This window comes from Gilliamella sp. X-57 (assembly GCF_057063565.1).
On the sequence record NZ_JBXSQI010000002.1, the window covers coordinates 19624 to 32589 of the forward strand.

Below are 12966 nucleotides of genomic sequence, written 5' to 3' on the forward strand. Positions count from 1 at the left end.
GTATAAAAAGAGTAAAAATTTACAATTAATAAGTAAAATAATTAAATTTTTATTAAAATAATGGGAACTTTTTTTTAATTTAAGAATCTAACTGTATGTCAGCGCAAATTTTGGGGGCGATTGACAGTTATTAACATAATAAGGAAAGGCCTTTAATGGGGGAGCAAATAACAGACCAAGTATTAGTTGATCGCGTCCTTAACGGAAATAAAAACGCATTTAATTTGCTTGTGGTTCGTTATCAAAATAAATTGGCTCATTTGGTTTCTCGTTATGTCTTAGCATCTGAAGTCCCCGATGTTGTGCAAGAGACTTTTATTAAGGCCTATCGGTCATTAAGTCTGTTTAAAGGTGAAAGTGTTTTTTACACATGGCTGTATCGAATTGCGGTAAATACGGCAAAAAATTACTTGACCTCTCAAGGACGAAGGCCACCATTATCAGATATTGATGCTAGCGAAGCTGAAAGTTACGAAGGTGCGGATTCATTAAGGGATCTTGATAATCCCGAAAATTTAGCACTTTCAGATGAAGTAAAAAAAACCGTATTTGCAGCGATCGAAGCGCTACCTGATGATTTAAAAACCGCAATTACCTTGCGCGAAATCGACGGTTTAAGTTACGAAGAAATTGCTGAAATTATGGATGTACCCGTTGGAACAGTGCGATCACGTATTTTTAGAGCACGTGATGCGATAGATGAAAAAATTAAACCATTACTCAGTTGATGGCTACAAAATCATTGATAAAGAGTAGTCATAAATTTAAGGTATTTACTATGCAAATAGAACGCAAAGAACAACTTTCATTACTTATGGATGGCGAGTTTACAAACGATCATATTATCGATGAGATATCGCGTGATGAAAGTTTGCAATCATACTGGCATCGTTATCATATTGTAAGAGACACAATGCGCGGTCAGTTGCATAGTAGTTCATTAACTATAGATATCACTAATCAAATCGCACAAGCGATCGCAACCGAAGATTTATACAATCAACTTGCTGATCAACCTGATATTAACACAACCACGCCACCAAAAGCTGAAAATCTAATTTGGATTCACGTTAAAGATTTTTTTGCCAAAGTAAGCCAAGTCGGACTTGCAGCGTGTGTAACGCTTGGCATTATTGCAAGTGTACAATACCATCAAGGTCAAACAGATAATACCAGTACAAGCCCTACACTAAATACCGTACCTGTTGGTGTGAATGTGGCTCCGGTGGGGGGGATTCATCAACAAAACGATCAGCAATTACTTGAAAAACGACAATATGACAAAATCAGATTGCTGGTGCAAGATTATGAATTGCAAAAAAGATTAAATGCTCGCTAATTCGAAATGAAATTACCCAATTATTTCGTTGAACATTTTATAAAACAGAGTAGAAATATTATATTCGCTCTGTTTTTTGCGTTTTTTTCAGTATCCATTTATGCTAACGATACTGAGGATGCCTTAGCGTTATTAAACAAAATGAATCATGCAGTACAAACACAAGATTATCGAATTAATTTCTTGTCGCAAGATAAAAATCAGTATGCAACCACATTCGAATATTACCATTTAGGTGCTACCACAAAGGAAAATATTAACGCCTATTTGCGCTATCTTGAAGGTTCTGATAAGGAGATCATTTTGCATAATGGTGCAACTAGTTACTTTCAACCTGACAGTCCTGCATTTTCTATTACTAGTTCGCGCATTGTTGAGGCTTTTCCTGATGTTATTTATAATAATTTTAACGAACTTAAAAAGATTTATGACTTTATTACATTGGGCAAAGCAAGAACCGCTAATCGCAGCGCGCAATTGGTCAAAATCATCGCTAAAGAACAGGATCGTTATAGCTACGTGATTTGGATTGATGATGACACCTATTTACCGATCAGGATCGACTTATTAGATCAAAATAGCGATATTATCAACCAGACAAAAGTGCTCAACCTTGACAAAAATTTTGACAAAAAAGGTCTGATGAACAACATCAATAGCCGAACGTACCCGATTTTATTATCGATTGAAAAACAAAATAATGCCCTCGACCAATGGCGACTAGCTTGGTTGCCTAAAGGATTTAAAGAAATAGCCGCCTATAATTTAAATTTTTACAGTTCTGACATTGCGACTAAACTATTTTCAGATGGTGTATTTTCGTTTACAGTTAACATCTCGTCTGAACAAGCTAAGCAATCTCACCAAATTATTCAACAAGGTGGGCAGACCATTTATTCAACTAACTTAGGTCACAAAAATATTATCGTCATTGGTAATTTACCACGTAACACGGTTGAACGTATTGCACAAAATATCATCCAGAAATAAGCGCAAACTTCTCGATATCGCTATGCTTAGTTGCGATAAATGTGTAAAATGTTCCTCTTTCTGACTATATAATTATTTGCAATGCTGGTAATAACCAAAAGGCATTTTAGGTAGTTAATTAGATAGTTAACCGTTAATAACCAAGATACTAATTATAATTTATTAATATGAATAAAAATATCCGCAATTTTTCAATCATTGCCCATATTGACCATGGTAAATCAACGCTTTCAGACCGCATAATTCAGATTTGTGGTGGACTGTCAGATCGCGAAATGGAAGCCCAAGTGCTCGACTCAATGGATCTCGAGCGTGAGCGAGGGATCACCATTAAAGCACAAAGCGTCACGCTTGATTATCATGCTAAAAATGGCGAAACCTATCAGCTCAATTTTATCGACACGCCAGGTCATGTTGATTTTTCGTACGAAGTCTCGCGTTCACTAGCTGCTTGTGAAGGGGCATTATTAGTTGTGGATGCAGGGCAAGGCGTTGAAGCGCAAACACTAGCAAATTGCTATACTGCGTTAGATATGGATCTTGAAGTTGTCCCTGTTCTTAACAAAATTGATTTACCCGCTGCCGAACCAGAGCGGGTAGCGGCCGAAATTGAAGACATTGTTGGCATTGATGCAAGCAATGCCGTTCGCTGTTCGGCTAAAACTGGTGTTGGTGTTATTGATGTGCTTGAACAATTAGTTAGCGATATCCCTCCACCAGAAGGTGATTCAACAGCGCCATTACAAGCACTCATTATTGATTCATGGTTTGATAACTACTTAGGTGTTGTCTCATTAATTCGCATAAAAAATGGCGAATTAAACAAAGGCGATAAAATCAAAGTTATGAGCACAGGCATGACTTATAACGTTGATCGACTTGGCATTTTCACGCCTAAACAAGTTGACAAACAATGCCTACATTGCGGTGAAGTGGGCTGGGTTGTTTGTGCTATCAAAGATATATTAGGCGCCCCAGTCGGCGATACTTTAACCTTAGCAAAAGCACCTGCACAAACCCCATTACCGGGATTTAAAAAGGTCAAACCGCAAGTTTATGCTGGGTTATTTCCAACCAGTTCTGACGATTATGAAGCTTTTCGTGACGCCCTTGGCAAATTAAGTTTAAACGATGCTTCGTTGTTTTATGAACCTGAAAATTCTGGCGCTTTAGGTTTTGGATTCCGCTGTGGTTTTCTTGGCTTACTGCATATGGAGATCATCCAAGAACGTTTAGAGCGTGAATACAATCTTGATCTCATTACCACTGCACCAACGGTAGTTTATGAAGTGCTAACCACATCGAACGAAACAATTTATGTTGATAGCCCGGCAAAATTACCTGCAGTGAATAACATTCAGGAGTTACGTGAACCGATTGCCGAATGTAACATATTAGTTCCGCAAACTTATTTGGGTAACGTCATCACACTATGCGTTGAAAAACGCGGTGTACAAACCAACATGGTTTATCATGGTAATCAAGTTGCCTTAACGTACGAAATTCCAATGACTGAAGTTGTATTAGACTTTTTTGATAAACTAAAATCGACTTCGCGTGGGTATGCCTCATTAGATTATAGTTTTAAACGATTCCAAGCTGCTGACATGGTAAGATTGGATGTATTAATTAACGGTGAGCGAGTGGATGCATTAGCCTTAATCACCCATAAAGATAACGCACCCTATCGAGGGCGGGAACTAGTTGAAAAGATGAAAGATCTGATCCCTCGTCAACTATTTGATATCGCCATTCAAGCGGCTATCGGTAATCATGTCATAGCACGATCAACCGTAAAACAGCTACGTAAAAACGTATTGGCCAAATGTTATGGTGGTGACGTAAGTCGTAAAAAGAAACTTTTACAGAAGCAAAAAGAAGGTAAAAAACGCATGAAACAAGTGGGTAATGTTGAATTACCACAAGAAGCGTTTTTAGCGATTTTGCATGTAGGAAAAGATTAACTAATTAAAACAAATCCATAAAAAGATTTATATAAAGAGGAAAAAAAATGGCTGGAACATTTGCCATCATATTAACATTAGCAACTTTCATTACGGGTATCTTCTGGTTTTTAGAAAAGTTCAAATGGAAACCAGCAAGACAGCGCAAGGTTGAAGAAATTCGCACCCAAAGTAATGGCGAAGTAGATGGAAAAATACTTGCCGAAGTTGGTAAACCCAAAGGTTGGGTTGAAAACTTAGCGTCGTTTTTTCCCGTTTTGTTTGTGGTATTTGTTATTCGCTCATTTATATATGAACCGTTTCAAATTCCATCGGGGTCAATGATACAAACACTATTAATCGGTGACTTTATTGCGGTTGAAAAATTTTCGTATGGTATGCGTGATCCTATTACCAACACCGTTATCATTCCAACAGGGCACCCTAAACGTGGTGATGTAGCGGTATTTAAACACCCAACTATTCCCCAAATGGATCTGATTAAGCGCGTTGTCGGTCTGCCCGGCGACAAAATCGTCTATCTGATTAAAGAAAAGCAAATTTTAATCTATCCAGCGTGCCAAACAACGGATAGCAATTGTATAGGGCAACAATCACAGCCACTTGATTTACATTACAGTGAACCCAAAGCAAGTAACTGGAAAGAAGTTCATGAACAGTTCAAATCAAATCCAAGTTTTTATACTTTAGACCAATATGCCGACAAAGGCATTGTTGATTCTAACTCTATTGTGACATTGAATATGAACATTCAACAAGAAACCCTAGGTGACACACAGCACGATATTTTAACAACGCAAGGTTCGCAAGAAGATCCAAGATATTATTATCATCAAGAAGGTCAACCTATAGCGACTTGGGTTGTACCACAAGGTCATTACTTTATGATGGGTGATAACCGCGATAACAGTGGCGACAGTCGATACTTTGGTTTTGTGCCCGAAGGTAATTTTGTTGGTAAAGCAACAGCGATTTGGATCAGTTTTGAAAAGCAGCCCAACGAATGGCCAACTGGAATCCGTTTTAGTCGTATTGGCAGCATACATTAATAACTATAATCATGAAAAAATTTAGTCAAATTCAACAATCAATCGGCTATCAGTTTCAAGATATTTCCCTACTTGAATTAGCACTTACTCATCGAAGTGCTAATAAACTACATAACGAACGTTTAGAGTTTTTAGGGGATTCTATTTTAAGCGTTGTCATTGCCGACGAACTCTATCACCGTTTTGTCAAACAAGACGAAGGTGATTTAAGCCAAATGCGAGCAACGTTAGTTTGCGGGCAAACACTTGCCGAAATTGGTAAAGATTTCAAATTAGGCGATCACCTTATTTTAGGGCAAGGTGAGTTAAAAAGTGGCGGATATCGTCGCGAATCAATTATTTCTGATGCCGTTGAGGCCATTATTGGTGCCATTTACTTAGATAGCAACATCGATACTATTCGTCCGCTAATTTTATCGTGGTATCAAAGTCGCTTAAACCAAATCCAACCAGGCATTAAACAAAAAGATGCCAAAACAAGATTGCAAGAATATTTACAAGGAATTCATCGTCCACGCCCATGTTATTTAATTGTCGAAGTAACTGGTGATAACCACGAACAAGAATTCTTAATTCAATGTAAAATCGACAACGATAGCCACGAATATTTAGGTCGTGGTTTAAGTCGCCGAAAAGCAGAACAAGCAGCTGCACAAGAAGCTCTCAACCAATTAGGTATAAAATGACAGAAACAATACAACATTGTGGATTTGTCGCCATTGTTGGGCGACCAAATGTAGGTAAATCAACACTATTAAACCAATTACTTGGTCAAAAAGTCTCGATTACATCACGCAAGGCACAAACGACTCGTCATCGTATCGTCGGTATTGACACACAGAATAACGACCAAATTATCTATATCGACACACCTGGGCTCCATATTGAAGAAAAAAGAGCCATTAACCGCTTAATGAATCGTGCTGCAAGCAGTTCAATTGGCGATGTGGAGCTAGTGATTTTTGTGGTTGAAGGAACTCATTGGAATGACGATGATGAAATGGTCGCCAACAAACTAAAAGACTGCAAAAGTCCAGTTTTGCTAGTCATTAATAAGATTGATAATGTCAGCGACAAAACACAATTATTACCACATATTCAAGCGATAAGCCAAAAAGTTAACTTTCTAGATGTTGTGCCAATTAGCGCTGAAAAAGGAGAGGGTGTTGAGATTATCAAAGATATCGTCAAAAAACACTTACCTGAAGGCGAACACCATTTTCCTGAAGATTACATTACCGACCGCTCGCAACGCTTTATGGCATCGGAAATCATCCGCGAAAAACTTATGCGTTTTTTAGGCGATGAATTACCTTATTCCGTGACCGTTGAAATTGAACAATTTAAAGTTGACGAACGTAACGGAATGTATCGTATTAATGGATTAATCTTAGTTGAACGCGATGGACAAAAGAAAATGGTCATCGGCAATAAAGGCGAAAAAATCAAAAAAATAGGCATAGAAGCCCGCAAAGATATGCAGTCATTTTTTGACAATAAAGTGCATCTAGAGCTTTGGGTAAAAGTCAAAGCTGGTTGGGCGGATGATGAGCGAGCATTGCGGAGTTTAGGTTATAGTGATGATTAAAGATCTTATTTGATCTTTTGTGATTAATCAGGCATATTTATGCCTGATTTTTTAATTCTATTTTAAAATTTTGTGAAAATTCAATAAAATTAATATGTTGATTGTTTTTTCTGTTTTTCAAAGCTTTTAAATCTAGCCTATGTTTTGTCAGGAACAAAGCAAAAATGGTGCGTTAAAATTGCATCCAAATAGACTTTAAACAAAATATCAAATCCGTGAAAATATCTTATAAGCACTTGGTTTTACTAAAAGACTATTAAATAAAAACTTTAATAAAATAAACATGATAACTGAATGATTTTTGAAAGTTCTTCAGGTCTTTCTACAAAGCTATTTGGGACTTTATTATTGTTGCTATTTATTTCATCAAAAGGTCAAAATCTTTGAAAACCTTCTGCTGCAAAATTATTTCTATCAAAACAGAAATTTTTCAATCCTTTAAACCTTTGCGCAAAGCTTAACAAAATAACCCTTAAAAAATCTTTAAAAAAATTCCTCCAAAAAACTAGCCAAGCTTTTTTTAAACGGTTATACTTTCACCAATTTAAAGTAACAGCTTATTTAGTAAGCAAGAAAATGCATAAAAGGCAAATAAAACAATAATTTACTTGACAGGTGAACCATAATGCATTATCATTTTAAACACCAAACACCAAACACCAGCACTGGCAAACCTATGTCTTGAATTTCGTAAATAATCACATTAGACGAGTTTTTTCTCTCATCTCGTTGATATCCTCGAAGTTATCCTCTAAACAATTATCTAAATTATCTTCAAAAGTTCCGTTGGCATTGTTCTTGTTATTGTCGTCTTCATGGCATTCACAGGCATTGGTCGCCAAAAAAGGAAATCGTAGTGATGCAATAATATTATCGCCATCACCATTTATCAACTTCGTTAGGCCAAATCTGATTTGGGGCGAAGGTGAAAACGCTGGCCCCATTGATATATGGAATCCAAAGAAAGGATTTTTTGTGAAATCAATCAATCCCTCATCATATGCGCTTAATTTTCCGACCACGGGTGCTGATGGATTATATTTTGATTTAGATATAGAGGGCATTGATGCAAGTCAATTGACTTGGGAACCTGTTACGCATGAGGGCATAACTGCCACAGTAAGATGGGAACATATAACAAATGGGTGGGATATGTGGATGGATGGTCCAGAAGATGTGACACGAGTTACCCTAGCAGGTCCTAATCTGCATGATTCGTTGCTAGCAGAGAGTCCATCATACCTAGGTCTAGTTTATAAGCCAAATTTACCGCAGACATTCGAATTAGTGGGTAAAGATAGCGAGGGCAATGGGGTTGTAACATATGGATTTGTATTACAGCAATGGTATCTTGGCCGTGATGTAGACGACAGACCAGATAATATTCCAACCCACGCAGAGTGGTGTGATGGTTTAGGCTATCGACTTCCGAAAGTGAAAGATCTCACTAATGCAGTCTGTCGTAATAACGATCCAGACAACAGTGATTGTTATGGTGCCGTTGGTGCTACGCCGTCATCAGAAGGTAATTATTACCAGCGTCGAATTGGAGCTGGATTCTTCACAGAATGGGGAAAATTGTATTATTACTTCGGAACAACAAGATACAGTAACGATGGCTACCCAGCAAGCGATCCTACTGGTGACAATACGTACTTTGCCGTTGCCCCGTTTGACGGTCAAGTGATGCACACCCCTTTGAATATTGGTTATGAGGGGCTTTGCGTCACGCCTTAGCTTTTGTTTTTTATTCTTAATTTTTAGTCATGGTGCTAATCAAGAATAATCTATCAAAGATCAAAGCTCCTGCGTTATGCGGGGCGCCGAATAGGTTAGAGCCTGCTAGCCTGCACTTTAATGACAGAAAGTCACAAAATGCTCATGACTTTTAACAGCTCTGATTCAGGGTTACCTTCTATTCTTGATTAAAAAGCCGTTAAATCGGCACTAGTGCATCTTGATAATCTTTTTCGTTCTTAGTTGATTTAATTAGTAGCTTTAGCATACCATCAATACATAAGCAAAATTAACTAGTAAATAATTTAGATTAGCTAGCAAAGTACTATTAGCTGTTTGAATGATATATCATATTATATGGTATACTAAGAAATATTTATTTTCTATCTTGTGGAGTTTTAATTGATACATAAAGAAGATGGCGGAAGCGCAGAGATTCGAACTCTGGGAGGGTCGCCCCTCGCCGGTTTTCAAGACCGGTGCTTTCAACCGCTCAGCCACACTTCCGCAATGGCTGTGAATATTAAAGGAGACTTGCTGATTTGTAAATAGCTATTTTAAGATTTTTTATCGTTTGCTTTAAATTTCGTCAAATTTTATGGGAATTAAGCAATCGATGAGGTATTTGCCTGCAAAATTAGTGTTGGATTTTGATTAATTGGGTATAATACAACATAAATTAAATAGCGTACTTTGAAAAATGTTAGAACAGATAGAAACCGATGATAAAGGTTATTTAAAAAATTGGCAGGATTGGAGTGTTGATTTGGTTCCTAAATTGGCAGCCAAAGAGTCCATTGAATTAACCGATGCACATTGGGAAGTGATTTTATTTGTTCGTGATTTTTACTTAGAATATAAAACCTCACCAGCTATACGCGCGTTAGTTAAAGCGATGGAAAAAAAGTTTGGTGCAGAAAAGGGTAATAGTCGTTATTTGTATAAGTTATTTCCCGAAGGCCCAGCTAAACAAGCGACTAAACTTGCTGGCTTACCAAAACCAGTTAAATGTATATAGATAAGGGATAAGACTAAATTCATGAGAAGATGGAAGCTCCCTTTATTGCTATTGGTTATACTAGGTTATCTACAGTATTCTTTATGGTATGGAAAAAATAACGTGTACGACTATCAAGGCAATGTAGAAATGTTAGTCAATTTGCGAGCTGATAACGAGAAGTTAAAGGCTCGTAACGAACAGATGTTTGCTGAAATTGATGATTTACAACGTGGCTATGAAGCAATAGAGGAGCGTGCGCGTAGCCATTTAGGGATGGTTAAATCTAATGAATATTTTTATCGAATTATAATTGATTCGGATACAAAAAAACGATAATGCATAACATAAATAATCTTCATGATATCATCGCTATTGTGCCGGCAGCAGGAATTGGTTGCCGTATGAATAGCCAAACCCCCAAACAATACCTAGAAATTGGTTCAAAGACGATTTTAGAACATACACTGAATAAATTATTAACGCACCCTCAAATTGCGAAAGTTATTGTTGTAATCAGCCCGGAAGATAACTTATTTAATACCCTTTCGATCGCCTTACACGATAAGATTAAAGTTACTTTAGGTGGCAAAACTCGCGCTGATTCTGTGTTAGCCGGATTACAACTGTTAAATGATCAGCAGTGGGCTTTAGTTCATGATGCAGCAAGGCCTTGTGTTGATCATGATGATATTACGCGCCTAATTGAAATGGTAACAAATAAAAAACAAGGTGGCATATTAGCCACCCGTATTAGTGATACGATAAAACGAGCGTATCAAAATAATGACACTGTTATTGATTATACTGAAGATCGAACTTATTTATGGGGCGCAGCAACGCCTCAACTATTTAATGCCGGTGAATTAAAATCATGTTTGCAACAAGCTTTAAATCATCATGTTGCCATTACAGATGAAGCTTCAGCGATTGAATATTGTGGCGGGCATCCTTTATTGATTGAATGCCGCCGAGATAATATAAAAATAACGCGTCCTGAAGATTTAGCATTGGCTACTTTTTATTTGACTAAGCAGATTCCAAATAGGTGAAAATATGAGAATAGGCCATGGATTTGATGTTCATAAGTTTGGTGGTGAGGGTCCAATAACTCTTGCTGGCGTAAAAATTCCTTACCAATATGGTCTTGTTGCGCATTCTGATGGAGATGTCGTATTACATGCAATAACCGATGCCTTAATTGGTGCATTGGCATTAGGTGATATTGGTAAGCTATTTCCAGACACTGATCCTAAATATAAAGGCATAGATAGCCGTATATTATTGATAGAAGTATACAGCCTAGTTCAAGCTAAAGGTTATGAACTTGTGAATCTGGATACTACTATCATCGCACAAGAACCCAAAATGCGGCCTCATGTAGATCAAATGCGGGTTAATATCGCTGAAGATCTAAAAGTGCATTTTGATCAAATTAGTGTAAAAGCGACAACGACTGAGCAATTAGGCTTTACAGGACGTAAAGAGGGCATCGCGTGCCAAACGGTTGTTTTATTAACCAAAAAGTCCAAAGCAGATTAAATTTAAATATAGGCAATACAAGTGTTAGCAAAACTTAATTATTTATATGGAAAACCAACCACGACAGGACAGTATAAACAGCAACATGAAGATTTTATGGTTACAGAAGATCTTGGTTTTGAGTTGACTGGCGATGGTGAACATGTTTTAGTTTTTTTGCAAAAACGTGATTGTAATACTATTTTTGTGGCTGAGCAGTTAGCTAAATATGTTGGTATTTCAGCCAAGCTTGTGAGTTATGCTGGATTAAAAGATCGTCAAGCGATAACTACGCAGTGGTTTAGCTTACATATGCCTGGTCAGCAAACGCCTGATTTTGCGGCATTTGATTTAGCTGGTTGCCAGATACTAAAAGTCACTCGGCATAATAAGAAATTAAAAATAGGTGCATTAAAGGGTAATTATTTTAAAATTAGATTAAGAAATTTAAATACCCAATCTGAAATCGAATCTAAATTAGTCTTAATCGAACAACATGGCGTGCCTAATTATTTTGGTGAGCAGCGTTTTGGTCGAGATGAAAATAATATTACCCAAGCCATAAAATGGGCTAGTGGCGAGATTTCGGTTAAAGATCGTAAAAAGCGTAGCTTTTATCTTTCTGCTGCACGTAGTGCGATTTTTAATGATATTGTCAGCCAACGAATAGCTCAAAATTTACATCAAATTGTGTTAGATGGCGATATATTACAACTAGCACAGCGTGGTAGCTGGTTTGTTGCACAAGAAGATGAACTCGATTTATTACAGCAACGACTTGAAAATGGTGAAATTAATATTACCGCACCAATGGTGGGTGATTCACCACTCGGAACACGCTTTAAAGCATTTGATTTTGAACAAAAATGTTTAGAAAGTTGGTCTGAATTTAATAATCTATTCAAAAAAGAACGTGTCGAAACAGCAAGACGGTCAATATTATTACGAGCAGATGAGCTTAATTGGCAATGGTTGGATGATAGCACTCTTGAGATCGATTTTTATTTGCCATCAGGTTGTTATGCAACAAGTGTGATACGTGAATTAATAATGGAAAATGAGTAGCCCAAATGCAAAATCTAAAAATGCAATCCCTAATTAAATTCTTGCGTCAGCAAGGAATAAAAGACGAGTATGTTTTAGATGCTATCGCTTCAATTCCACGGGAGCATTTTGTTGATGAAGCCCTTTCGCATCAAGCTTATGATGATCGTCCACTTCCAATAGGCAATGGTCAAACTATTTCTCAACCCTATATTGTAGCGAAGATGACGGAACTATTAAAATTAGAGCCTAATTCTAAAGTGCTTGAAATTGGGACTGGCTCTGGGTATCAAACCGCTGTTTTGGCAAAGTTAGTTGAGCATGTTTGTTCAGTGGAAAGAATTAAAAGCCTACAGTGGAATACGAAACGTCGTTTAAAGCAACTTGATATTCACAACATTTCAACGCGTCATGGTGATGGCTGGTTAGGTTGGCCTGAACGAGGGCCCTTTGATGGCATCATCGTTACCGCAGCTGCATCCGAAGTGCCACAAAGCTTGTTAGAACAACTGGCAGATAAAGGACGATTAGTTATTCCTGTTGGTAAAAATACACAGGCTCTACAATTAATTGAGCGTGATGGCAATAACTTTGTAGCCAAAAATATGGGCAAGGTGATATTTGTACCTTTGGTTAAAGGCGATATAGAATAATTGCTGTTGATGTCAAATAAAAAATAGAAAATAAAATACTTATTTTCTATTTTTATACTAAAACATAGTGTTTTCTGAAACTTT

Annotated in this window: 14 protein-coding genes and 1 tRNA gene; 14 read left to right on the forward strand and 1 reads right to left on the reverse strand. The window is 37.2% G+C overall.

What is annotated here, in order from left to right; genetic code table 11:
- Positions 1-155: 155 nt before the first annotated feature.
- From rpoE to ACYIAL_RS01350, 8 genes are all read left to right on the forward strand, one after another.
- Positions 156-728 carry an RNA polymerase sigma factor RpoE gene (gene rpoE, locus ACYIAL_RS01315; RefSeq protein ID WP_174797574.1) on the forward strand — a complete coding sequence of 191 codons (573 nt, stop codon included), beginning with the start codon at positions 156-158 and terminating at the stop codon, positions 726-728.
- Positions 729-778: 50 nt separating this feature from the next.
- Entirely contained in the window at positions 779-1339 is a 561-nt protein-coding gene (locus ACYIAL_RS01320; RefSeq protein WP_483750770.1) for an RseA family anti-sigma factor, read from the forward strand.
- A gap of 6 nt (positions 1340-1345) precedes the next feature.
- Positions 1346-2329, forward strand: coding sequence for a MucB/RseB C-terminal domain-containing protein (locus ACYIAL_RS01325; RefSeq protein ID WP_483750771.1), 984 nt, complete (start codon positions 1346-1348; stop codon positions 2327-2329).
- A 167-nt stretch (positions 2330-2496) separates the two neighbouring features.
- Positions 2497-4293, forward strand: a complete 1797-nt coding sequence (gene lepA / locus ACYIAL_RS01330; RefSeq protein WP_085247418.1) for a translation elongation factor 4 — start codon at positions 2497-2499, stop codon at positions 4291-4293.
- 47 nt (positions 4294-4340) lie between these two features.
- Complete coding sequence (gene lepB, locus ACYIAL_RS01335) at positions 4341-5342, forward strand: signal peptidase I (RefSeq protein WP_174797577.1); 1002 nt, start codon at positions 4341-4343, stop codon at positions 5340-5342.
- 8 nt (positions 5343-5350) lie between these two features.
- Complete coding sequence (rnc, locus tag ACYIAL_RS01340; protein ID WP_446718901.1) at positions 5351-6028, forward strand: ribonuclease III; 678 nt, start codon at positions 5351-5353, stop codon at positions 6026-6028.
- Positions 6025-6930 carry a GTPase Era gene (era, locus tag ACYIAL_RS01345; RefSeq protein WP_483750772.1) on the forward strand — a complete coding sequence of 302 codons (906 nt, stop codon included), beginning with the start codon at positions 6025-6027 and terminating at the stop codon, positions 6928-6930. Before rnc ends, era begins: the two co-directional genes overlap by 4 nt.
- A 798-nt stretch (positions 6931-7728) precedes the next feature.
- Positions 7729-8667 (forward strand): hypothetical protein, encoded by a 939-nt coding sequence (locus tag ACYIAL_RS01350; protein WP_483750773.1) that lies wholly within the window; start codon positions 7729-7731, stop codon positions 8665-8667.
- 419 nt (positions 8668-9086) lie between these two features.
- On the opposite strand, the gene ACYIAL_RS01355 is transcribed toward ACYIAL_RS01350, so the two are convergent.
- Positions 9087-9174 (reverse strand) — tRNA-Ser (locus tag ACYIAL_RS01355).
- 193 nt (positions 9175-9367) lie between these two features.
- Here ACYIAL_RS01355 and ACYIAL_RS01360 point away from each other — a divergent pair.
- Genes ACYIAL_RS01360 through ACYIAL_RS01385 form a run of 6 tightly spaced genes read left to right on the forward strand, consistent with a single transcriptional unit; the run spans position 9368 to position 12882 of the window.
- Positions 9368-9685: a TusE/DsrC/DsvC family sulfur relay protein gene (locus tag ACYIAL_RS01360; protein WP_174797581.1), complete on the forward strand. Its 318-nt coding sequence runs from the start codon at positions 9368-9370 to the stop codon at positions 9683-9685.
- Between the two features lie 21 nt (positions 9686-9706).
- Entirely contained in the window at positions 9707-10003 is a 297-nt protein-coding gene (ftsB, locus tag ACYIAL_RS01365; protein ID WP_174797582.1) for a cell division protein FtsB, read from the forward strand.
- Complete coding sequence (ispD, locus tag ACYIAL_RS01370) at positions 10003-10716, forward strand: 2-C-methyl-D-erythritol 4-phosphate cytidylyltransferase (RefSeq protein ID WP_174797583.1); 714 nt, start codon at positions 10003-10005, stop codon at positions 10714-10716. The genes ftsB and ispD overlap by 1 nt, the downstream gene beginning before the upstream one ends.
- 4 nt (positions 10717-10720) lie before the next feature.
- Positions 10721-11206 carry a 2-C-methyl-D-erythritol 2,4-cyclodiphosphate synthase gene (ispF, locus tag ACYIAL_RS01375; protein WP_483750774.1) on the forward strand — a complete coding sequence of 162 codons (486 nt, stop codon included), beginning with the start codon at positions 10721-10723 and terminating at the stop codon, positions 11204-11206.
- A 21-nt stretch (positions 11207-11227) separates the two neighbouring features.
- On the forward strand, positions 11228-12250 hold the full coding sequence (gene truD / locus ACYIAL_RS01380; protein ID WP_483750775.1) for a tRNA pseudouridine(13) synthase TruD: 1023 nt from the start codon (positions 11228-11230) through the stop codon (positions 12248-12250).
- Positions 12251-12255: 5 nt separating this feature from the next.
- Complete coding sequence (locus tag ACYIAL_RS01385; protein WP_174797585.1) at positions 12256-12882, forward strand: protein-L-isoaspartate(D-aspartate) O-methyltransferase; 627 nt, start codon at positions 12256-12258, stop codon at positions 12880-12882.
- Positions 12883-12966: the final 84 nt, after the last annotated feature.